We start from the raw sequence: 23110 nt of genomic DNA on the forward strand, positions 1-23110 counted from the left end.
AACTAGACCAGTCCGCTCGGCACTTTCAGCACATCGAGTTGCAGGCAGGCCTGTTCGCTCAGCTCACCATCGTCGCCGTGCACGCGTGCACCTGAGCGGCCCAGTTCCTTGACGCGGTAGAGCGCCTGATCGGCGATCTTGTACAGGCCGGTGAAATTGTTCGCGTGGGATGGATAGAGCGCGACGCCGATGCTGATGGTCACCCGCAGGCGTTCGGCGCCGTAGTGCACGGGTTCCGACAGCTCGGCCAGCAGGCGTGCGGCAATCTCGCGGGCCTGGCTTTCGGCATCGCTGCCGCAGATCAGTGCGGCGAACTCATCACCACCCAAGCGTGCCACTGCATCCCCCGCGCGGACATGTTCGCGCAGGCGTTTGGCGATCACCTGCAGCATCAGGTCGCCTGCCGCGTGGCCGAAGCGGTCATTGATCGGTTTGAAGTGATCCAGGTCGATCAGCATCAGCGCCACGCTTTCATTGTGCCGCTGCGCATGGGCCAGAGCCGACTCGCAGCGTTCGACCAGATAGCGGCGGTTGGGCAGCTCGGTCAGCAGGTCGTGGAAGGCGGCGTGCCTGAGCTCGCGCTCGCGCTCGCGAAGCTGGTCATTGGTGGCGGCCAGTTCTGCGGTGCGGGCGGTCACGGCAGCCTGCAGTTCGTCTGCACTGGCCTGCAGCTGTGCCAGACGTGCGGTTTTCTCGCGGTCGGCCTGCTGCAAGGCCACCGCGCGTTCCTGCTTGAGGATCTGGATGCGATAGGCCAGGGCGAAGGAGAAGAGTATCGACTCGGCAGCCACCGCCAGCGGGAACACGTAGGCATTCCATTCCGCCGGTTGCAATACGCCCGTGGTACGTAACAGCAGGATGCCGACGCTGCCGAGCACCAGGCCATAGCCGTAGAGATACAGCTGCGCAGGGAAGAAGCCCTGGCGCCAGCGGATCAATGCGCTGCCGAGTGCGGCGGGGATGCTGGTCAGCGACAGCAGGGCGATGGCCCAGGCGGCGAGGTAGCGTTCGCCGAACAGGTTCAGAACGATGGCGATGATGTAGATGCCGCAGGCCATGCTCAGCAGGTGGTGCGCCCAGCGCACGTAGACACGAGTCTGCAGCAGGGTCTGGGTGAAACGGCAGGCGAACAGCCCCCACAGCGAAGGCAGCGTGACGCGGTCGAGCCAGGGCGGCACCGCGCCATTGGGCCACAGGTACTGGGCACCATGACCGGTCATGCTGATGATGAATACCAGGGCGAAAGCGGTGGTGAGCACGTACCAGAAGTAGGCCTTGTCACGCAGGGAAATGAGGATGAACAGGTTGTACAACAGCAGCGCGAGGATGACGCCGTAGATGGTGCCGAGGCCGAGATTCTCGTGGGTGGCCAGTTGGGTGAGGTCGTCGAGCTGCCAGATGCGCATTGGAAAGGAGTTGCCGGCCGGATCGAAGACGCGCAGGTAGAGGGTCAATGGCTGCTCGTCCAGTGTGGGCAGCTTGAACAACATGCGTCGATACGGATGGTCGCGGCTTTCTGCGAAGGCGACACGCTCGCCGGACTGGCGTACATGCCAGCCACCCTGGCCGTCGGGCAGATACAACTGCAGATCCAGTTGCGTGACCGATCCCACTTCCAGCGCCCATTGCTCGGGGGCATCGGCGTCGCGCTGCAAGGTGAGTTTGATCCACCAGGGCGTCAGGCTCTGGCCGACGCTGGCGCGGCCATTGGCTGGCTGAAAGCGCGCCTGTATCTCGGCTGAATCCAGGTTGCCCGCATTGATCTCGCCTCGTGTATCCTCCAGCAACTCAATGTTTCCATTCAGTGCAAGGCCGCTGCTGCTCGGCGTCAGCGTGAATGGTGCTGCAGCCAGGCTCATGGCGCATGGCCCCAGCAGAAGTAGGATCGATAAGACGAGGCGCTGCAGCATAGGCATCCAGAAATGCAGTGTTCGAGTGATTGAGTATATGCACAGCTTTGTTATTGATCTAAAACAAATATGGCTCATGGCTAGTGCGAGTAAATGGCGGTTTTTTTCTCCTGTTTCATTCGGTTTCGAAGCCGATTGCGCTGGATGTGGAAAGGTGCATTTTTGAGCGGTTTGGCAGGATGCATGATGCAGGCGGTGGAGGCTTTAAACCCCAGCGCAGTAGTCTGGTTTGGTCAAAATTTGTGCTATAGTCCGCGCCCCTCGTGACCGCCTACTGATCAAAAAATATGCAAGCCGCCAAGCCGCTGTTCGACTATCCCAAATACTGGGCCGAGTGTTTCGGGCCTGCGCCCTTCCTGCCGATGAGTCGGGAAGAGATGGATCAGCTCGGCTGGGACAGCTGCGACATCATCATCGTGACCGGTGATGCCTACGTCGATCATCCTTCGTTCGGCATGGCCATTATCGGCCGCCTGCTCGAAGCTCAGGGCTTCCGCGTGGGTATCATCGCTCAGCCTGATTGGCGTTCGAAGGACGACTTCATGAAGCTTGGCGAGCCGAATCTGTTCTTCGGCGTGGCGGCGGGCAACATGGACTCGATGATCAACCGCTACACCGCGGACAAGAAGATCCGCTCCGACGATGCCTATACGCCCGGTGGCCTGGCCGGCAAGCGTCCGGATCGCGCCAGCCTGGTTTACAGCCAGCGCTGCAAGGAGGCCTACAGCCACGTGCCGGTGGTGCTCGGCGGTATCGAGGCCTCGCTGCGCCGCATCGCCCACTACGACTACTGGCAGGACAAGGTACGCCGCTCGATCCTGATGGATGCCACTGCTGACATCCTGCTCTACGGCAATGCCGAGCGCGCCGTAGTGGAGATCGCCCAGCGTCTGTCGCGTGGTGAGCGTGTCGAGGCGATCAGCGATGTGCGTGGCACGGCTTTCATTCGCCGTGACACCCCGGAAGGCTGGTTCGAGGTCGATTCCACCCGTATCGACCGTCCGGGCCGCGTCGACAAGATCATCAACCCCTACGTCAACACGCAGGACACCGAAGCCTGTGCCATCGAGCAGGCCAAAGGCGAGGTCGAAGACCCCAACGAAGCCAAGGTCGTGCAGATTCTCGACAGCCCGCGCATGACCCGCGACAAGACGGTGATCCGCCTGCCGTCGTTCGAGAAGGTACGCAACGACCCGGTGCTCTATGCCCACGCCAACCGCGTGCTGCACCTGGAAACCAACCCGGGCAACGCCCGCGCGTTGGTGCAGAAGCATGGCGAGGTGGATGTGTGGTTCAACCCGCCACCCATTCCGATGACCACCGAGGAAATGGACTACGTGTTCGGCATGCCCTATGCGCGTGTGCCGCACCCGGCGTATGGCAAGGAGAAGATTCCGGCCTACGAGATGATTCGCTTCTCGGTGAACATCATGCGTGGCTGCTTCGGTGGCTGCACCTTCTGCTCGATCACCGAGCACGAGGGGCGCATCATCCAGAACCGCTCGCACGAGTCGATCATCCGCGAGATCGAGGAGATGCGCGACAAGGTGCCGGGCTTCACCGGCGTGGTCTCCGATCTTGGCGGGCCGACCGCCAACATGTACCGCATCGCCTGCAAGGATCCGGAGATCGAGCGCCATTGCCGCAAGCCGTCCTGCGTGTTCCCCGGTATTTGCGAGAACCTCAACACCGATCACAGCTCGCTGATCGAGCTGTATCGCAAGGCGCGTGCGCTGCCGGGAGTGAAGAAGATCCTGATCGCCTCGGGGCTGCGCTACGACCTGGCTGTCGAGTCGCCGGAGTACGTCAAGGAGCTGGTCACCCACCACGTCGGTGGCTACCTGAAGATTGCCCCGGAACACACCGAGCGTGGCCCGCTGGACAAGATGATGAAGCCGGGGATCGGCAGCTATGACCGCTTCAAGCAGATGTTCGAGAAGTTCTCGAAAGAGGCGGGCAAGGAGCAGTACCTGATCCCGTACTTCATCGCCGCGCATCCGGGGACAACGGACGAGGACATGATGAACCTTGCCCTGTGGCTCAAGCGCAATGGCTTCCGGGCTGATCAGGTTCAGGCCTTCTATCCGTCGCCGATGGCTACGGCGACCGCCATGTACCACTCGGGCAAGAATCCGCTGCGCAAGGTGACCTACAAGAGCGACGGTGTCGAGATCGTCAAGAGCGAACAGCAGCGTCGCCTGCACAAGGCGTTTCTGCGCTATCACGATCCGAAAGGCTGGCCGCTGTTGCGTGAGGCGCTGGAGCGCATGGGCCGTAGCGATCTGATCGGCCCGGCCAAGCATCAACTGATCCCGGCCAATCAGCCGGCTGCTGATGATGGTTACCAGAGTGCGCGGCGCAAGAACTCCACGCCAGTCGGCAGCAAGAAGGCTGGTAATGCGGGCAAGATTCTCACGCAGCACACGGGGCTACCGCCACGTGGCAGTGATGGCAGCAAGCCCTGGGACAAGCGTGAGCAGGCCAAGGCGGCGGCCGAGGCGCGTAATCAACAGGCTGCGCGTGAGCGTGCCGGCGCGGGTAAAGGCAAAGGCAAGAAACCGTCGAAGAAGCCAGCAGTACCGCGCTGAATCATCGACAGCGCTCACGAGAACGCCAGCACCACGCTGGCGTTTTCGTTTCAGAAGCCCTGGCCTGCACTCGGTAGGGCGGGCTTCAGCCCACCGTTCACCATTGTCATCGTGAGGTGCGACAGCTTCAGTCCGCGCTGAAACGGCAGGTCAGGTAGCGGTTGCTGGGGCCGTAGCGCAGGATCGACCACAAACGCCTGAACAGGTACAGCGGGTGGCTGCGGTAGTACGCCAGCACGGCGTTGCCGACGCCTTCCGAGCGGTGCTGGCGGGCCTCTTTTTTCTCTGGCTTCTTGAACAGCCCCGAAAACTCCCAGCGTTGGATCTGTTCGAAGCGCTCATGCGGGCGCAAGCCATGGCGGCGGAACAGGCGGGCGAAGCTGGCTGGGCTGAAGTCATGGAGATGGTGCGGGTTGCCGTCGAGCGTTGGGGTGGTTGGCACCGAGGCAATGATGCGGCCACCCTGGGCCAGCAGTCGTGTGAGGTTTTCTATTAGGCGCACTGGGTCTGGCAGGTGCTCGATGGTTTCCAGGCTGACGATGCTGTCGAAGCCTTCGCTGGCGGCGAAGGTTTCGGCATTGGCGCACTGATAACGCAGATTCGGCCGCTGATAGTGGGCCTGAGCGTAGGCGATGGCTTCCGGATCAATGTCGATACCGGTGATCTGCTTGTCCGGATGACGCTCGGCCAGCAACGCACTGCCGTAACCACAGCCACACGCCATGTCGAGCACGCGCGAGCCTGCTAGCGAGTCGCTGGCGAACTCGTAGCGCTGCATGTGCAAGTCGAGAGTGGCCTGGTCAGCGGCCAGGCGCTCATCCATCTTCAACGGATAGATGCGTTCGAGGGTGTGCATGGCGGCCTGTCCTTGGGCTGTGGAAGGAAGATATGGCGGCCGTAGTCTGTTGTTTCCCGGTAAGGGCTGCAAGCGTCTCGCCTGGTTCATGGTTCGGCTTGTGATGCATGGCTGGCTTGGTTTGTTTTGATGTTGGTACTATAGTTCCAAAATATAAAAACAACATCGGAGTCCTACCATGCGCCTTGCTGCTCCCTCTGCCATTGCTCTGTCCTTATTGCTGACTGCATGCGGGGAGAGCGAAGCGCCGCCAGTGGCCAGTCTCGACTTTCAAAAGCAACTGCAGACGCAGTTGATCAAGGCCAAGCCGGGTGAGGTGATCGAGATTCCCGCTGGTACCTGGCAGCTCGACCGTAGCCTCAGCCTCAAGGTCAGTGGGGTGACGTTGCGCGGGGCCGGCATGGATCAGACCGTCCTCAATTTCAAAGGGCAGAAGTCAGGTGCCGAAGGGTTGCTGGTGAACGCTTCCGACTTCACCATCGAGGATCTGGCGCTGGAGGACACCAAGGGTGATGCGCTCAAGGTCGTGGGCGGTCAGAACATCATCATTCGCCGCGTACGCACCGAGTGGACGAATGGCCCGGCTACCGAGAATGGTGCCTATGGCATCTACCCGGTGCAGACCGAGAACGTGCTGATCGACGGCGTGGTGGCCATCGCTGCCTCGGATGCTGGCATCTATGTGGGCCAATCGCGCAACGTGGTGGTGCGCAACAGCCGCGCCGAGCGCAACGTCGCCGGTTTCGAGATCGAGAACACCATCGGTGCCGATGTTTACGACAACGTAGCCACCGGGAATACCGGCGGCATTCTGGTATTCAACATGCCCAACCTGCCGCAGCCAGGACACACCACGCGCGTTTACCGCAACAAGGTCGAGGGCAACAACCACAAGAACTTCGGTCACAAGGGCACGCCGGTCGCCAGTGTGCCAGCGGGCTCTGGAGTACTGATCAACTCCAACGACAAGGTGGAAATCTTCGACAACGATATTGGCGACCACCGCACTGCCAACGTCATCGTCAGCAGTTACTTCAGCACCGGTTATACCGATCTTTCCACGACCGATGATTTCGATCCCTACCCGGAAGCCATTCATATCCATGGCAATCGTTTCGGCCCGGGCGGTGACAGCCCTGACAACCTCGAACTCAAGGCACTGAGGCTGGCCAAGTTCGGGCTCAATGGGCGCCTGCCTGATATCCTTTGGGATGGCTACGTGAACCCTGAAAAACTGGTCGACGGCAAACTGCCGGTGGAACTGGCCATCTGCATCGACAATGGCGAGGCGGGTATCGTCAACGTCGATGGGCCAGGCGGCTACAAGAACATCAGCACCGACATCGAGCCCCATCGCTGCGAGTTGCCCCGCCTTCCTGCCGTCGAGCTGCGTGCAGCTCTGGCCGAGGCCGGTGAGTGAGCATGAAGCACGCCTGGCTGTTGATTGCCGCGGTACTGCTCGCTGCCTGCGAGCAGGCACGCACGCCTCTGTATCTGCTCAGTGGTGAGGACTATCCGCAGAAGCTTAGTGCTTGGGGCGTGCTGCAGCAGCGTGACGGCCAGTTGCAGCCGGTCGACGGCGTACAGCCCTACGACCTGAACACGCCGCTGTTCACCGACTACGCGCACAAGCTGCGTACCGTCTGGATGCCCGAGGGTAGCCAGGCTCGCTATGCCGACGCGCGCTTCGATTACCCCGTCGGCACCGTGCTGAGCAAGACCTTCTACTACCCGATCGATGCCCAAGGTCGACTGCTGCGTAGCGAGCAGCACGCTGCCGAGGCGGTGGAGCTGAAGCGGGTGCGGCTGATCGAAACGCGCATTCTGCTGCGCCAGGAGCAGGGCTGGGTCGCGTTACCCTATGTCTGGGATGAGGCGCAACGCGAGGCCACTCTGGACTGGGCAGGCGCCAGTTTCGATTTGGCGCTTCATGATGAGACTGGCGAGGTGCTGGCAGTCGATTACCAGGTTCCCGACGCCAACCAGTGCGCGGGTTGTCATGAGGAGCAGGCAGGCAAGGGTGTGCAGCCTTTGGGGCCGAAGGCGCGTCATCTGAACAAGGATTTCGCCTACGCCGATGGCACTGCCAACCAGTTGCTGCATTGGCAGAGCATCGGTTTCCTGCAAGGTGTTCCGGCTGACATGGCCAGCGTTCCGCGCAATGCTCTGTGGGGCGTACCGCGTGAAGGGGAGAGTCTGGAGCATCAGGCACGCAGTTATCTGGATGCCAATTGCGCGCACTGCCATAACCCTGAAGGACCAGGGCGTACGTCGGGTTTGTATCTTGATCCAGCAACGCCGTTGAGCATCGCCTATGGGCTATGTAAACAGCCGGTCGCTGCGGGCAAGGGCTCCGGCGACCGCTTGGTGGACATCCACCCCGGTGCGCCGGAGAAATCGGTGCTGAGCTTCCGCCTGCACAGCACCGATCCCAGCATCATGATGCCCGAGCTGGGGCGTTCCACCTCCCACCGCGAAGGGCTGGAGGTGATCGACCGTTGGATCGGCGGATTGAAAGAAAACTGCTGGTGAATTCCTGTCGGTTGTTCGCTGATGGGACGAGTAGCGTGTGCTCACACGTCTTGTGGCAATGTCGGCTCTCCTCATGGCGAGCGGCTCCCGGTTAAGCTTGACGCTTTTGTCCCGCAGCATTGGTCTGCTCCAGATGAATGGGAACTGGGCAAGAATGCGTCAAGAAAAGGGAGAACCGATGACCACCGAAAACGAAGTGGTGCCTTACAAGAATGCTGATTTCACTTGCTCGAGCTGCCAGCTCATTCAGGAGCTGAGCTTTGATGAGGTTTGCCAACTGAAGGACGGCAACCATTTGAACTGCCCAAAGTGTGCTTCACCGCTGCAACTGCCGGAGGCGGAGCGTAACAGGCTACTGGCGCAGATTGCCCGCGCTGGTCGTGTAGGAAAGACAATGGCCGTTGGTGGTTTGCTGATCTTCGCAGCAACCGCAGTCTCTTCAATTCTCTTTGGCGCCGTTGCCAGTGTCATTGGCATTGGTATCTGCCTCGCCTTCTGCGTGCTAATGAGTTTGCGCCGTAAATCCATAGGGTTTCTGAAGCTATTGCTCGTGCCAGTGATGGCGGTGGAAGCGTCGGCTCCTGTCTCCGAGTAAACCATGTCGATGCTGCTCCATCAGGTAAACCCTCGGCAGGTTTCTCTGAGCTAGCCCGAGACAGGGCGTGTGACCAGATGACGAGTCGCGCATATCGCGGGTAAATACCGAGTGTTCCACCAGACGGCCTCATCGTCGTCCCGCCCGCCTGGCTTGACTCGTGCTCCATGATTGTGCGCTCAATCGCTTGCAGTGCGCGGCGCGCTCCGAATTGGGGCTCGGGGTTGGCGGGACTCCACGGAACTGGTGGTTTACCTCTGGCATAAGTCTTGCGCTGCACTGGGTATCGTCCAGGCTAGCAGGAGGCCGCCGTGTCGATTCATGTCGCGCTGCACCATGTCACCCACTACCGCTACGACCGAGCGGTGAACCTTGGGCCACAAGTCGTCCGTCTGCGGCCGGCGCCGCATAGCCGCACGCGCATTCTGTCCTACTCCCTGAAGGTCGAGCCGGGCGAGCACTTCATCAATTGGCAGCAGGATCCACAGGGCAACTACCTGGCGCGCCTGGTGTTCCCGGAGAAGACCCGCGAGTTCAAGGTCGAGGTGGATCTGGTCGCCGAGATGGCGGTGTTCAACCCCTTCGACTTCTTCCTCGAGCCCTACGCCGAGCGCATTCCCTTCGCCTACACCGAGGGCGAGCAGCGCGAGCTGGCGCCTTATCTGATCAAGCTGCCGGCCACCCCATTGTTCGCCAAGTACCTGGCCGGTATTTCCCGCGAGCCGGTGCCCAGCATCGATTTCCTGGTCGAGCTGAACCAGCGTCTGTCTACCGACATCCGCTACCTGATCCGCATGGAACCGGGTGTGCAGACGCCGGAACAGTCGCTGGAGCTGGCCTCCGGCTCCTGCCGCGACTCTGCCTGGCTGCTGGTGCAGTTGCTGCGTCATCTGGGCCTGGCGGCGCGTTTCGTTTCCGGCTACCTGATCCAGCTCACCGCCGACGTCAAATCCCTCGATGGCCCGAGTGGCACCGAGCAGGACTTCACCGACCTGCACGCCTGGTGCGAGGTGTACCTGCCTGGCGCCGGCTGGATCGGCCTCGATCCCACTTCGGGGCTGTTCGCCGGTGAAGGCCACATTCCACTGGCGTGCAGCCCGGAGCCGTCCTCGGCAGCGCCGATCACCGGTGGCCTGGACGAGTGCGAGGTGGCGTTCGAGCACCTGATGAGCGTCGAGCGAGTGTGGGAAGCACCACGCGTCACCAAGCCTTACAGCGAGGCGCAGTGGCAGGCGATCCAGGCGCTGGGCCGGCAGATCGACGATGATCTGCACAAGCACGACGTGCGCCTGACCATGGGCGGCGAGCCGACCTTCGTTGCACTCGACTATCCCGATGACGATGAATGGAATACCGCCGCGCTCGGGCCGAACAAGCGCCGTCTGGCCGCCGACCTGTTCTACCGTCTGCGCAACCACTACGCGCCCCGGGCGCTGGTGCATTTCGGCCAGGGCAAGTGGTACCCGGGCGAGCAGTTGCCGCGCTGGTCGCTGAACTGCTTCTGGCGCCGCGACGGCGAGCCGCTATGGCGCGATCCCAAACTGCTGGCTGATGAGAAACGCGGCTATGGCGCTACCGCCGAGACTGCCGCGCGTTTTCTCGCCACGCTGGCCGCGCATCTTGAGGTGGATGCCGGCAACGTCTTCCCGGCCTATGAGGACTGGTTCTACTACCTGTGGCGCGAGCGCAAGCTGCCGGACAACGTCACCCCCGATGACCCCCGACTGAGCGACCCGCTGGAGCGCGAGCGCCTGCGCAAGGTGTTCGACCAGGGCCTGGATAGCGTCGTCGGGCACGTCCTGCCCCTGGCGCGTCAGGTAGTGGGCGAGGGTTGGCAGAGCGGGCGCTGGTTCCTGCGTGATGAGCACTGCCGGCTGCTGCCAGGCGATTCGGCGCTGGGTTACCGCTTGCCGCTCGATTCGCTGCCCTGGGTCAGCCAGGCCGATTACCCCTACATCAACCCGGTCGACCCCAGCCAGACGCTACCGCCGTTGCCCAGCCCGGCGCAGATCCAGCGCCAGTTGCGTGGTGTCTGGCGCGGTGCCAGCGCCGGTGTGCAGAGCGCGCGCCCAGCCAGCGGGCAGTCGGCTGCCGGCATCGTGCGCACCGCGCTGTGCGCCGAGCCGCGTGAGGGACGCTTGTACCTGTTCATGCCGCCGTTGAGCCACCTTGAGGACTATCTGGAGCTGGTCGCCGCCATCGAGGCGGTGGCCGCCGAGCTCAATTGCCCGGTGCTGCTGGAAGGCTACGAGCCGCCGCTCGATCCACGTCTGCAGTACTTCCGCGTCACCCCCGACCCCGGCGTGATCGAAGTGAACATCCACCCGGCTGCCAGTTGGGATGAACTGGTCGAGCGCTGCGAATTCCTCTACGAGGCGGCACGCCAATCGCGGCTGTCCAGCGAGAAGTTCATGATCGACGGGCGCCACACCGGTACCGGTGGTGGCAACCACTTCGTTCTCGGCGGCGCGACGCCAAACGATTCTCCCTTCCTGCGTCGGCCCGACCTGCTGCGCAGCCTGATCAGCTACTGGCACAACCACCCGTCGTTGTCCTATCTGTTCAGTGGTCTGTTTATCGGCCCGACCTCGCAGGCGCCGCGTGTCGACGAGGCGCGCAACGATGCCCTGTACGAACTGGAAATCGCCTTCGCGCAGATGCCCGAGCCGGGGCGTGATTGCCCGCCCTGGCTGGTCGACCGGCTGCTGCGCAACCTGCTGGTGGACGTCACCGGCAACACCCACCGCGCCGAGTTCTGCATCGACAAGCTGTACTCGCCGGACTCGGCCAGCGGTCGCCTCGGTCTGCTGGAGTTGCGCGCCTTCGAGATGCCGCCGCACGCGCAGATGAGCCTGGCTCAGCAACTGCTGCTGCGCGCACTGATCGCGCGTTTCTGGCAGGAACCCTACCGCCCAGCCAAGCTGGTGCGCTGGGGCACCGAGCTGCACGACCGCTATCTGCTGCCGCACTTCGTCGAGCAGGATTTCGCCGATGTGTTGCAGGAATTGGGCAGCTTCGGCTACCGCCTGCGCAGCGAGTGGTTCGCCCCGCACTTTGAGTTCCGCTTTCCCAAGGCCGGCGACTTCATGGTCAAGGGTATCGACCTGGAAGTGCGCCAGGCGCTGGAGCCTTGGCACGTGCTGGGTGAGGAGGGGGCGGTCGGTGGCACCGTACGTTACGTCGACTCGTCCCTGGAGCGGCTGCAGGTGAAGGTGAACGGCATGGCGCCGGATCGCTATGTGTTGACCTGCAACGGCGTGCCGGTGCCGTTGCGGCTGACCGGCAAGGTCGGCGAATTCGTCGGCGGCGTGCGTTTCCGGGCCTGGCAGCCGGCCAGTTGCCTGCAGCCGACCATCGGTGTGCATGCGCCACTGGTGTTCGACCTGATCGACACCTGGATGCAGCGCTCGCTGGGTGGTTGCCAGTACCATGTCGCGCATCCGGGCGGTCGCAACTACGACAGCCTGCCGGTCAACGCCTACGAGGCCGAGAGCCGGCGCCTGGCGCGCTTCTTCCGCTTGGGCCACAGCCCAGGCAAGCGCCCGGCCCTGCAGCCGATAGATAATAATGAGCTGCCGATGACCCTGGATCTGCGTCGCGTCTGACGACATTTTGCTCACTTGAGTGTCGGTTGTCGCGACCAGTCCCCTCGCCCCTTTGGGGAGAGGGTTAGGGAGAGGGGGAAATGGTGTCTTCGCGGTGTTTTCAGCCCTCTCCCCCGGCCCCTCTCCCATAAATGGGAGAGGGGAGCGTAAAGCCGTACCGCCTTGCCACTGCCGAGCCTGCCATGCACGACCTGCTAGCTGATTACCCGTCCCCTGCCGGGGCCTACCACGAACTGCTCGACGCCAAGGGCAACGTGCGCCCGCACTGGCGCCGTCTGTACGAGCAGTTGGCGCGCAGCCGCCCGGAACACCTGGCGCAACGCGAGGCCATGCTGGCCCGGCAGATCCAGGAGAACGGCGTCACCTACAACGTCTACGCCGACCCGGATGGCGCCGACCGCCCGTGGGAACTCGACTTGCTGCCCAACCTGATCCCGGCTGACGAGTGGCAGCAGATCGCCGCCGGCGTGGCGCAGCGCGCGACCCTGCTCAACCGCGTGCTGGCCGATCTCTACGGGCCGCAGAAACTGATCGCCGAAGGCCTGCTGCCGACCGAGCTGGTATTCGGCCACAACAACTTCCTCTGGCCCTGCCAGGGCATGCAGGCGCCGGGTGGCACCTGGCTGCACCTGTACGCGGTGGATCTGGCCCGTGCGCCGGACGGCCGTTGGTGGGTCACCGCCGACCGCACCCAGGCGCCGTCCGGCGCCGGCTACGCGCTGGAGAACCGGCAGATCGTCTCGCGTGCCTTCCCCGAGCTGTACCGCGACCTGCGCGTGCAGTACCTGGCCGGTTTCTTCCGTACCCTGCAGGACACCCTGGCGCGCCAGGCGCCCAGTGGCGGCGAGACGCCGCTGGTGGTGCTGCTGACGCCGGGGCGCTTCAATGAAAGCTATTTCGAGCACCTGTACCTGGCGCGCCAGCTCGGTTATCCGCTGGTCGAAGGCAGCGACCTGACCGTGCGCGATGCCACCCTCTACCTCAAGACCCTTGCTGGCCTGCGCCGCGTGCATGCGGTACTACGCCGCCTCGACGATGACTACTGCGACCCGCTGGAGTTGCGCACCGATTCTGCTCTTGGCGTGCCTGGCCTGTTGGAGGCTGTGCGCCGTGGCCGCGTACTGGTGGCCAATGCCCTGGGCAGCGGCGTGCTGGAGTCGCCCGGCCTGCCGGGTTTCCTACCGGCGATCAGCGAGCATCTGCTGGGCGAGGAACTGCTGCTGCCGTCCATCGCCAGTTGGTGGTGCGGTGAGCCGCCGGTGCTGGACGAGGCGCTGGAAAAACTCGACCAGTTGCTGGTGCGCCCGGCCTTCCCCTCGCAGAGTTTCACGCCGGTATTCGGTCGCGACCTCGACGAAGCGCAGCGCGCCAAGCTGGCCGCACGCCTCAAGCTGCGCCCTTACGCCTACGTGGCGCAGGCGCGGGCCAAGCTGTCGCAGGCGCCGGTGTGGGATGGCAGCGGTCTGCAGCCGCGCGCCATCGGCATGCGCGTGTTCGCTGTGGCCAGTGCCGATGGCTACCGGGTGATGCCCGGCGGCCTGACCCGCGTTGCCGCCGAGGCTGATGCCGAAGTGGTCTCGATGCAGCGCGGCGGCGCCAGCAAGGACACCTGGGTGCTCGGTACGCGGCAGGCCGGCGCGGAGCCCTGGCAGACGCAACGCACCCTCGGCACCGCCGACCTGGTGCGCAGCGACCCCTTCCTGCCCTCGCGCGTGGTGGAGAACCTGTACTGGTTCGGTCGTTACGCCGAACGCTGTGAGGGCAATGCGCGCCTGCTGCGCATCATGCTGGCGCGTTACGTCGACGATGACGATGACCCACAGGCACTACAGAGCGCCCTGGCGCTGGCGCAGGATCTGGGGCTGCTGGCAGATCCGGAGGAGGGCGAGCTGGAGGCGCGCCTGCTGCAGGCATTGCTCGGCGGCGACTGGCCGGCCAGCCTGCGCGCCAATCTGCAGCGCCTGCAATGGGCTGCCGGCAGCGTGCGTGGCAAGCTGTCCCAGGCCAACTGGCAGGCACTGGTCGAGCTGCAGCGCGAGGCGCAACTGCTCGAAGGTCAGCCGGCCGACTTCGGCGAGTTGCTGGATTTTCTCAACCGCCTGCTGATGTCGCTGGCGGCGCTGTCGGGGTTTGCCCTCGACGACATGACCCGCGACGATGGCTGGCGCTTTCTCATGCTCGGCCGCTACATCGAGCGCCTGCAGTTTCTCTGCGACAGCTTCGCCGGCTTCCTGCGCAGCGGTTCGGCTACCGACCAGTCGGCGCTGGAGTGGCTGCTGGAGCTTGGCAACAGCAGCATCACCTACCGCACCCGCTACCTGGCTTCGGCGCAGTTGATCCCGGTGCTCGACCTGCTCCTGCTGGACGAGCAGAACCCGCACGCGGTGATCTTCCAGATGCGCACCCTGTTGCGTTCCCTGGAGGGAGTCAACGAGCGTTTCGAGCTGCCGGCCGAGCGCTATCTGGTCTATCTGGAGCAGCAGCTCGCTGCCTTCAGCCTGGCCAGTCTGGAAAACCCGCTGTTCGGCCCCGGTAGCACCCGTGCGGTGCTCGAAGGCCTGGCCGACCTGCTGGTGGCCATCAGTGAAGCTGCCGGCGCGGTATCCGATCATCTTGGGCTGCGTTTCTTCGCTCACGTCGATGTCAGCCAACGGACGCAATCCTCATGAGCAGCGCGCTGTATCAGGTTCTTCACGACACCCATTACCGCTACTCGGCGCCGGTCTCCCTGGCTCAGCAACTGGCGCACCTGTGGCCGCGCGAATGCCCCTGGCAGCGTTGCCACGAACAGGGCCTGCGCATCGACCCGCAGCCCTGTCAGCGCCGCGATGGTCTGGACGTGTTCGGCAATCCGCTGACGCGCCTGGTATTCGAGCGACCGCATGAGGCCTTGGTCGTCAGCGCGCGGCTACGCGTTGAAGTGCTGGCGCGCCCGCCGCTGGATCTGGACGACTCGCCCAATTGGGAGGCCGCCTGCGCGGCGCTCAGCTACAGCGGCAAGCGCATGGAGCCGGCGTTGCTGGAGGCCGCGCGCTACCGCTTCGAGTCGCCCTACGTACGCCTGAAGCACGTGTTCGCCGAGTATGCAGATGACTGCTTCACACCCGGTCGGCCGCTATTGCAGGCCGGTCAGGCATTGATGCAGAAGATATTCGAGGAGTTCAGCTTCGATGCCGAAGCTACTCAGGTGGCCACACCGCTGCTGCAAGTGCTGGAGGAGAAGCGTGGGGTTTGCCAGGACTTCGCCCACCTGATGCTTGCCTGCCTGCGTTCACGCGGTCTGGCGGCGCGTTATGTCAGCGGCTATCTGCTGACTCAGCCGCCACCCGGTCAGCCGCGACTGATCGGTGCGGACGCCTCGCATGCCTGGGTGTCGCTGTATTGCCCGCGTCAGGGCTGGGTGGACTTCGATCCGACCAACAACGTGCGTCCGTCGCTGGAGCACATCACCCTGGCCTGGGGACGGGATTTCTCCGATGTCTCACCGCTGCGTGGGGTGATTCTGGGCGGTGGCAGTCACGACCCGGAAGTGCAGGTCACGGTGTTGCCACTGGGGTGAGAAGGCTCGGGCCGAGGCGATGAACACCAGGGCCTGAGCCTTTGCCGCGAGAGGGTGTCAGTCGACCAGCTTCAGGCTGCCTTTCATCATCGAATAGTGGCCCGGGAAGGAGCAGAAGAAGCTGTAATCCTCGCCCGCTGCCAGCTTGCTCACGTCGAAGGTTACCGAGGTGCTCTCGCCGCCGCCGATCAGGTCGGTGTGAGCGATGACGCGCTCGTCGCCGGCTTTGAGGTAGCTGGCATCGGGGCCGGCAGGGATGCCGTCGGTAGCGATACCCGGCATGTCGGCGGTCTTGCTCAGCACCCAGTTATGGCCCATGGCGGTCTTGGGCAGGGAGCCCGTGTGCTTGAGGTTGACGGTGAAGGTCTTGCAGCTCTTGCTGACGGAGATGGCCTGGGTGTTGAAGGTCATCTGATCCGTCGACTCGACGTCTACCGAACATTCGGCGGCGAGCAGAGGTGTGCTGGCCAGTCCGAGCAGAGCCATCAGTGCCACGTTACGCAACATCATGTTTCCTCCAGATTCCAATGAGTCGGTCAGGTTTTGAGAGTGGCACAGCTTGGGCCATTGCAGAGTGCGACCGAAGGTCACGGTGGTTATCCAGAGAAACTGTGGATAAGTGTGTGCGAAAGGTCTGGGCAGCCGCGTCCGGGCCGCATATTTCGGGCTTTCTGGACAGTTGGTCAGCTTTCGTGCAGGGCGCTTGACGCACCTCGCATGAGACAAAAAGTCCTTTGTAATGAAATGCTTCGCTCAGGCAGGCGACACTTCATCAAGGCGCGGGCAGGCTTCTGGCGCTATCCCCAGAAGCTGTGGAGGAGCCTGTGGACAAGGTTGGGGAAAGTCGCGCGGACTGGCGCCCCTTGGGAGGCGCCAGGTGCTGGTCGAAAAATGATCAGTTGCCGCGCAGGGCCTGCCAGGTACGCTGCCCCAGGCTGACCAGCGGCAGTGTCAGCAAGCCGGCCAGCACGCCGAACAGCGCATTGAGCAGCGTGGGAACCAGCAGCGACAGCAACTGCCCGGCATCCCGCGCTACCCACTCGGCGGCGTGGTGTACGGCCGCCTCTACTGGCGGCAGGCCATGGCTGAGGATGCCGCCGCCAACCATGAACATGGCGGCGGTACCGACCACCGACAGCGTCTTCATCAACCAGGGCGCAAGGCGCAGGATGCCGCGACCGCAAGCCTGGGCGAAGGCACTGGCGCGCTGGCTGAGGTAAAGCCCGGCGTCGTCCAGTTTGACGATGCCGGCGACCAGGCCGTAGACGCCAATGGTCATCACCAGAGCGATGCCGCTGAGCACCAGCAACTGATTGAGGAGGCTGGCGGTGGCGACGGTGCCGAGGGTGATGGCGATGATTTCCGCAGAGAGGATGAAGTCGGTGCGCACGGCGCCGCGAATCTTGTCGCGCTCGAACGCCACCAGGTCGACCTCGGGATCGGCGACGGCATCCAGACGCGCTTGTTTGTCATCTTCCGCGTGGCGGTGCAGCAGCTTGTGCACGAGTTTTTCGGCGCCCTCATAGCAGAGGAACAGGCCGCCTAGCATCAGTAGCGGCACGACCAGCCATGGCGCGATGGCGCTGATCAGCAGAGCGGCGGGAACCAGAATCGCCTTGTTGAGCAGTGAGCCCTTGGCCACCGCCCAGACTACCGGCAACTCGCGGTCGGCGCGTACGCCGGTGACCTGCTGGGCATTGAGCGCAAGGTCGTCGCCCAGCACGCCGGCGGTCTTGCGCGCGGCGATCTTGGTCATGGTGGCGACGTCGTCGAGTACGGTGCTGATATCGTCGATCAGGGCGAGCAGGCTGCTTCCGGCCATGTTGCGGCTTCCGTGTGGGAGAAGCCGCAGAGCGTAGCATTGCGTTACATGTCTGCGTACAGGCTCAGACGGGCGAGCGATCCACCCACTTCGGTGCCACGCTGGGGCGCCATTCGTTGAGGGCGTCGAGCAGGTTCTGCGGGCTGTCGGCGATCTGCAGCATCTCGCGGTGCTGCGGGCGGACGAAGCGCTCGGCGACCAGGTGATCGAGGAAACCGCCGAGCTTGCTGTAGAAACCATTCACCTCCAGCAGGCCCAGCGGCTTGGCGTGGTAGCCCAATTGGCCCCAGGTCCACACCTCGAACAGCTCCTCCAGGGTACCGAGGCCGCCGGGCAGGGCGATGAAGGCGTCGGCCAGTTCGGCCATACGCGCCTTGCGCGCGTGCATGCCGTCCACCACTTCCAGGCAGGTCAGGCCGCGGTGGCCGATCTCGGCGCGCTCCAGACTCTGCGGGATGATGCCGATCACCTCGCCACCGGCATTCAGGGCCGCATCGGCGACCACGCCCATCAGACCGACGGCGCCGCCGCCGTAGATCAGGCGAATGCCGCGCTCGGCCAGGTGTTGGCCCAGCGCTTCGGCAGCTTCTCGGTAGATGGGGCTGGCGCCAGGGCTGGCACCACAGAAAACGCAGACGCTACGCAGGGACATGCGATGGCTCCTTGGCAAAGATGCCAAGGGTAACCAGCCCTCGCCCTGCGTCCAAGTGTCAGTGGCGCGTATCAATGCCGCAGGTGGCGCAGGCGTAGCTGGCGAGCAGTTGCTTGAGCAGGTCGTTGAGGTGCATGGCGCGGCTTCCTGACGCAGGGACATGCTGTTCAGGCTAGTCCCGTTGCTGGCGCCGCGCCGTTAGATTGTTTCGATGATGGCGATAGCCAATCAGACCAGTTCCATCGCGCTCATGCCGGCCAGGCCCAGCAGTACCACGCCGCAGGCTGCGTAGGTCAGGCGGTGCCAGAGCAGCGAGGCGGCGCGGCGAAACCAGTCCACCAGGCCGGCGCAGATGAAGCACCAGAGTACCGACGACACCATGAAGCCGGCGAAGAATACGGCCAGATGCATGGGCGTTGGCTGAGCGACGCCGATGGCCGCCATCGCACCACCCATGGCGGCCCAGTAGACGATGTTCTGCGGGTTGGTCAGCGACAGGGCCGCGCCTGCGGCGAAGGCACCACCGGCGGCGACCTGACCATCTTCGCTGGGTTGCGGCGGGCGATGAGCATCGCGCAACGACTGATAGCCGAGCCAGGCCAGATAGAGGGCGCTGGCCAGCGTCAGCGGATAGCGAATCTGTGCGCTGTCGAGCAGCAGCGCCAGCCCGGTGAGGCCGAGTGCGGCCCAGGTGGCGTCGCCCACCAGCGAGCCGATCTGTACCAACAGTGCGGGTTTGTAGCCGTCACGCAGGCCGCGGCGCAGGGTCTCGCTGAAGACGGCACCGGGCGCGGCGTTGAACACGAAGCCAAGCAGCATGGCGGCGAGGAAGAAGCTGAACATGGAGCATCCTTACTAGGCAGGGAAACGAAGGCTACTCGCCTAAGCAGACGTCGTGCCAGGTGGTGAAAATAAAGTTTTCCACGAAGCCTGTGGGAATAGCTGTGGATAAGCTGGTGGTGTCTGTCTGAGAGGCTGAAATGGCGTCGCTTTCAGGGGGCTGATGAAGATTTGATCAGCGATATTTTTCCTTTTTGTACAGAGGCTTGACATGTTTTCGGGAAACTGTAGGCGAGTCTTGCGTTTGTCCACGAGAGCTGTGGGCGATGTTGTTGATAACTTCTGTAAGCATCGCTGTAGCCTTTGCCTTGTGGGCAGTTCAGCGCTTTGATGGTTTTTTGATCAGGTGTCTCGCAACAATGGACAGAGGCCGTTCGGCGCGAAGTTGTCCAGTGTTTTTTAGGCCTCGGCAACAGGGGCAGTGGATTATCCCCGGAATATGTTGATCATCTTGTGGATAAGCTGGTGGCGGATCGTGCCAGCGCCTATCGCGTGGGGTGTTCGCGTTGCTGTCGAGCTTTTCGCCAGCCTAGTCGCTGGGCAGCGCGCCAAGCTGTGTGGAGCGTCCCAGCAGTTGCAAGGCGCGATCCGGATAGTCGGTGATCAGGCCGTTGACGCCCATCTCCAAAAGCTGGCGCATGCTGGGCTGCTCGTTGATCGTCCACAGCTGGACGTGCAGACCGCGTGACTGGGCGTTGCGAACCAGGCGCGGCGTGGCCAGATTCAGGCCGCTGTGCTGCTGGGGAATCTGCAGCACGGGGTAGGAGGGCGACAGCAGATCACTCAGCCCCAGCCAGTTGAGTGCCAGCAGCAGGCGTACCGAGACCGGCCCGCCAGCCGTCGCGACCTCCGGGCAGAGTTGGCGAAAACGTTGCAAGCTGCGCTCATGAAAGCTGGCCACTATGACGCGGTCGAGCTGGTCGTAGGCGGCCAGCATTTCGCACAGCACGGCCTCCATGCCGATATCGGGCACCTTGATTTCGAGCGCCTTGGGGATCAATGGAAAGCGCTCGAACACCTCTGCCAGCGTAGCGATGCGTGTGCCTTGGCCTCGGTAGGGATAGCTCTGGCCACCATCGGCTGTCCATTTGTAGCCGGCGTCGAGCGCTTGCAGTTCGGCCAGGCTGTAATGCGCGACCGGCCCCTGGCCATTGGTCGTGCGCTCCAGCGTGTCATCGTGAATCACCACCAGCCGGGCATCCTGGCTCAGGTGCAGATCCATCTCCAGCATGTCGACGCCGAGGGCGGCGGCCCGCTCGAAGGCGAACAGGGTGTTCTCGGGCCACAGGCCCATGCCGCCGCGATGTGCGATCACCAGAGGGCGTTCGCCCAGATCCTTCAATACCGCGGGCATGCTCGCCGGGCGGCTGGTCAGCGCCAGTACCAGCACGACGATGCCGATCAGCAGCAGTGGAACGATCAGAAATCGGGTGAGGCGCAGCATGGGCAGAGTCTCGAAACCGGTTCGGGACTTTGTGCCCCACTACAGAGGCATTGGCAAGCGTTGCGGCTCGCACGACGCGCCCTGCGCAGTATTGGCGGTAGGCGAGTCGGCGTCGGTGCGCATGGCGCACCCTACGGGGGTAGGGTGCGCTGCGCGCACCACGGCAGCCGGGCTCTTCAGCTGGCCAGCAACCAGACGCCAGTCGCTGCCGATGCCGCGCCAGCGATACGTACCAGTGGTGCGGCCGCTTGCGGCAGGAAGCGCACCAGCGCGAAACCGATGGCGTGCAGCGCGGCGGTGGCGACGATGAAGCCAATGGCGTAACCGAAGGGGCTGGCCAGATCCGGCAGTTCCAGGCCGTGGGCGACGCCATGGGTAAGGGCGAAGAGGGCGGTCAGGGCAACCGATACCACCATGGGCAGGCGCGCAGCCACGGCCACCAGCAGGCCGAAGGCCAGAACCGAGCCGGCGATACCGGTTTCCATCAGCGGGATTTCCACGCCAGCGAAGCCGAGCAGGCCACCGACCAGCATGGTGCCGACGAAGGTCACTGGCAGCGCCCAGCGCGCCGCACCGCTTTGCTGCGCGGCCCACAGGCCGACGGCGAACATCGCCAGCAGGTGATCCAGGCCGAACACCGGGTGGGCCAGGCCGGCCATGATTCCGGAGTCGCCATGCCCGGGGTGGGCGAAGGCCAGTGCCGGGGTGCAGAACAGAGCGATGGCGTAGAGGGTTTTGCGCAGATTCATGAGGTTCTCCTTGAGGGGAATCAGGCTGCCGTGAGCATGCCCTGGCGTTCGATGAAGGCGATGATCTCGTCGAGACCCTGACCGACTTTCTGGTTGCTGAAGACGAAGGGCTTGTCGCCACGCATCTTCAGGGTGTCGCGTTCCATGACCTCCAGCGAGGCGCCGACCATGGGGGCCAGGTCGACCTTGTTGATCACCAGCAGGTCGGACTTGCAGATACCGGGGCCGCCCTTGCGTGGCAGCTTGTCGCCGGCCGATACGTCGATCACGTAGAGGGTCAGGTCGGACAGCTCGGGGCTGAAGGTGGCGGACAGGTTGTCCCCGCCGGATTCGACGATGATCAGATCCAGGCCGGGGAAGCGGCGGTTGAGCTGCTCCACGGCCTCCAGGTTGATCGAGGCGTCCTCGCGAATGGCGGTGTGCGGACAGCCGCCGGTTTCCACGCCGATGATGCGCTCGGGCTCCAGGGCTTCGTTGCGCACCAGGAACTGGGCGTCTTCCTGGGTGTAGATGTCGTTGGTGACCACGGCGATGTTGTAGCGCTCGCGCAGGGCGCGGCACAGGGCCAGAGTCAGGGCGGTCTTGCCGGAACCGACCGGGCCGCCGATGCCGACGCGCAGAGGTTGGTTGTGCATTTTCAGGTTCCTCGTCAGGAGCGGAAGAGACGCGAGTACTGGCGTTCGTGCGCCATGCTCGCCAGGGCCAGGCCAAAGATGGCGCTGCCCCAGTGTTCGGGGGAAAGGGTGGCGGCCTGCTGCTGGGCGGCATCGAGTTGCGGCAGCAGGCGGCTAGTCAGGCGTTGGGCGGCCTGTTGGCCCAGTGGCAGCACCTTCATCAGCACCGCGAGCTGGTTCTCCAGCCAGCCCCAGAGCCAGGCGGCCAGGGCGTCGTCCGGGGTTATCCGCCAGGCACGCGCGGCCAGTGCCCAGGCCAGTGCCAGGCCAGGTTCGTCCTGGGCATCGAGCGCCTCGCGTGCGGCTTCGTCCAGTTCGGGCAGGCCTGCGAGCAGTTGCCTGAGCGAATAGCCCATCTGCCGGCTTTCCAGCGCCAGTTCGCGGGTTTCCCGGCTGGCACGGTGTTGTTCGGCAAGCTCTTGCAGGCGTATCCAGTCGCACTCGTCCGCCGCACGGCAATGCGCAAGCAGCAGCGGTGCTTCGAAACGGGCGAGGTTCAGCAGCAACTGATCGACCAACCAGCGTTCGGCGCTGCTTTCGTCATGCACCAGGCCGCTGTCGATGGCCCATTCCAGGCCTTGCGAGTAGCTGTAGCCACCAATGGGGAGCTGCGGGCTGGCCAGGCGCAGCAATGCCCAGGCCGGTTTCATGCCCAGGCCTCGGTGCGCTCAGTTGGCGTGGCTCGGCTCACTTGCGCACACCGAACTGGTGCAGGCGCGGGCCGTAGTTGAACTCCTCGTCGCCGTGATGGGAGTGATGGTGACCACCGCCATAGGCGCCTTGCTCGGGTTGGTAGGGCGCTTCGATGGCTGCGACGGTGGCGCCGAGCTGTTCGAGCATGGCCTTGAGCACGTAGTCGTCGGGCAGGCGCAGCCAGCCGTCGCCCAGTTGCAGGGCGACATGACGGTTGCCCAGGTGATAGGCGGCGCGCATCAGCTCGAAGGGGCTGGTGCAGGTGACGTGCAGCAGTGGCTCGGGCTTGGCCCGTACGCGCACTACGCGGCCGTCCTTGGCTTGCAGGCATTCGCCATCGGCCAGCGCCGGCTGGCCACGTTCGAGGAACAGGCCGACTTCTTCGCCGCTTGTGCTGAAGCAGCGCAGGCGCGTCTTGCTGCGTGCTTCGAAAGTCAGTTCCAGTTCGGCGTCGACAGTGTTCTGCGGCTCGATTCGAGAGTGGATCACCAGCATGTGCATCTATTCCAAGGCAGTGTGCCCGGAAATAGTGCAAGTGGCTTGCCAAGGCCGCAGAGTGGCGCAAGACAGCGCATTCCTGCGGCCTGTGGA

Annotated in this window: 18 protein-coding genes; 7 read left to right on the forward strand and 11 right to left on the reverse strand. The window is 63.8% G+C overall.

Translation table 11 applies throughout. The features are described from left to right. Positions 1-2: 2 nt before the first annotated feature. On the reverse strand, positions 3-1859 hold the full coding sequence (locus HS968_RS03690) for a diguanylate cyclase domain-containing protein (RefSeq protein ID WP_407681640.1): 1857 nt from the start codon (positions 1857-1859) through the stop codon (positions 3-5). A 338-nt stretch (positions 1860-2197) separates the two neighbouring features. Here HS968_RS03690 and HS968_RS03695 point away from each other — a divergent pair, with 338 nt between their 5' ends. After that, on the forward strand, positions 2198-4498 hold the full coding sequence (locus tag HS968_RS03695) for a YgiQ family radical SAM protein (protein ID WP_119691992.1): 2301 nt from the start codon (positions 2198-2200) through the stop codon (positions 4496-4498). 127 nt (positions 4499-4625) lie between these two features. Here HS968_RS03695 and HS968_RS03700 read toward each other — a convergent pair whose 3' ends face one another. Next, positions 4626-5354 (reverse strand): class I SAM-dependent methyltransferase, encoded by a 729-nt coding sequence (locus HS968_RS03700; protein WP_182370200.1) that lies wholly within the window; start codon positions 5352-5354, stop codon positions 4626-4628. Positions 5355-5532: 178 nt separating this feature from the next. On the opposite strand from HS968_RS03700, the gene HS968_RS03705 reads away from it, so the two are divergent. The 6 genes from HS968_RS03705 to HS968_RS03730 all read left to right on the forward strand — a co-directional run bounded on the left by HS968_RS03705 (position 5533) and on the right by HS968_RS03730 (position 15645). After that, positions 5533-6774: a parallel beta-helix domain-containing protein gene (locus tag HS968_RS03705; protein WP_182370201.1), complete on the forward strand. Its 1242-nt coding sequence runs from the start codon at positions 5533-5535 to the stop codon at positions 6772-6774. A 2-nt stretch (positions 6775-6776) separates the two neighbouring features. Next, positions 6777-7886, forward strand: a complete 1110-nt coding sequence (locus tag HS968_RS03710) for an SO2930 family diheme c-type cytochrome (protein ID WP_182370202.1) — start codon at positions 6777-6779, stop codon at positions 7884-7886. A 178-nt stretch (positions 7887-8064) separates the two neighbouring features. Next, positions 8065-8481 (forward strand): hypothetical protein, encoded by a 417-nt coding sequence (locus tag HS968_RS03715; RefSeq protein ID WP_182370203.1) that lies wholly within the window; start codon positions 8065-8067, stop codon positions 8479-8481. A 311-nt stretch (positions 8482-8792) separates the two neighbouring features. Next, a complete protein-coding gene (locus HS968_RS03720) occupies positions 8793-12086 on the forward strand; it encodes a transglutaminase family protein (RefSeq protein WP_182370204.1) in 3294 nt (1097 codons plus the stop codon). 182 nt (positions 12087-12268) lie between these two features. Then, the gene (locus HS968_RS03725; RefSeq protein ID WP_182370205.1) at positions 12269-14755 is read left to right on the forward strand and encodes a circularly permuted type 2 ATP-grasp protein; all 2487 of its coding nucleotides are present in this window, start codon (positions 12269-12271) and stop codon (positions 14753-14755) included. Continuing rightward, positions 14752-15645, forward strand: a complete 894-nt coding sequence (locus tag HS968_RS03730) for a transglutaminase family protein (protein ID WP_182370206.1) — start codon at positions 14752-14754, stop codon at positions 15643-15645. The genes HS968_RS03725 and HS968_RS03730 overlap by 4 nt, the downstream gene beginning before the upstream one ends. 57 nt (positions 15646-15702) lie before the next feature. Here the strand turns inward: HS968_RS03730 and azu are convergent, their stop codons facing one another. From azu to ureE, 9 genes are all read right to left on the reverse strand, one after another. Beyond that, the gene (gene azu, locus HS968_RS03735) at positions 15703-16152 is read right to left on the reverse strand and encodes an azurin (RefSeq protein WP_182371568.1); all 450 of its coding nucleotides are present in this window, start codon (positions 16150-16152) and stop codon (positions 15703-15705) included. 388 nt (positions 16153-16540) lie between these two features. Then, on the reverse strand, positions 16541-17467 hold the full coding sequence (locus tag HS968_RS03740) for a DUF808 domain-containing protein (protein ID WP_182370207.1): 927 nt from the start codon (positions 17465-17467) through the stop codon (positions 16541-16543). Positions 17468-17531: 64 nt separating this feature from the next. Next, entirely contained in the window at positions 17532-18119 is a 588-nt protein-coding gene (locus tag HS968_RS03745) for an LOG family protein (protein ID WP_119691983.1), read from the reverse strand. A gap of 228 nt (positions 18120-18347) precedes the next feature. Further along, positions 18348-18962, reverse strand: coding sequence for a LysE family transporter (locus HS968_RS03750; RefSeq protein WP_182370208.1), 615 nt, complete (start codon positions 18960-18962; stop codon positions 18348-18350). A 526-nt stretch (positions 18963-19488) separates the two neighbouring features. Then, a complete protein-coding gene (locus tag HS968_RS03755; protein WP_182370209.1) occupies positions 19489-20403 on the reverse strand; it encodes a glycerophosphodiester phosphodiesterase in 915 nt (304 codons plus the stop codon). 176 nt (positions 20404-20579) lie between these two features. Continuing rightward, positions 20580-21152: a HupE/UreJ family protein gene (locus HS968_RS03760; protein WP_119691980.1), complete on the reverse strand. Its 573-nt coding sequence runs from the start codon at positions 21150-21152 to the stop codon at positions 20580-20582. A 20-nt stretch (positions 21153-21172) separates the two neighbouring features. Then, positions 21173-21787, reverse strand: coding sequence for an urease accessory protein UreG (gene ureG, locus HS968_RS03765; protein ID WP_179623776.1), 615 nt, complete (start codon positions 21785-21787; stop codon positions 21173-21175). Between the two features lie 14 nt (positions 21788-21801). After that, complete coding sequence (locus HS968_RS03770; protein ID WP_182370210.1) at positions 21802-22476, reverse strand: urease accessory protein UreF; 675 nt, start codon at positions 22474-22476, stop codon at positions 21802-21804. Between the two features lie 37 nt (positions 22477-22513). Continuing rightward, positions 22514-23014 carry an urease accessory protein UreE gene (gene ureE, locus HS968_RS03775; RefSeq protein ID WP_182370211.1) on the reverse strand — a complete coding sequence of 167 codons (501 nt, stop codon included), beginning with the start codon at positions 23012-23014 and terminating at the stop codon, positions 22514-22516. Positions 23015-23110: the final 96 nt, after the last annotated feature.

It is taken from the genome of Pseudomonas berkeleyensis (assembly GCF_014109765.1).
GTDB classification, from domain to species: Bacteria; Pseudomonadota; Gammaproteobacteria; order Pseudomonadales; family Pseudomonadaceae; genus Aquipseudomonas; species Aquipseudomonas berkeleyensis.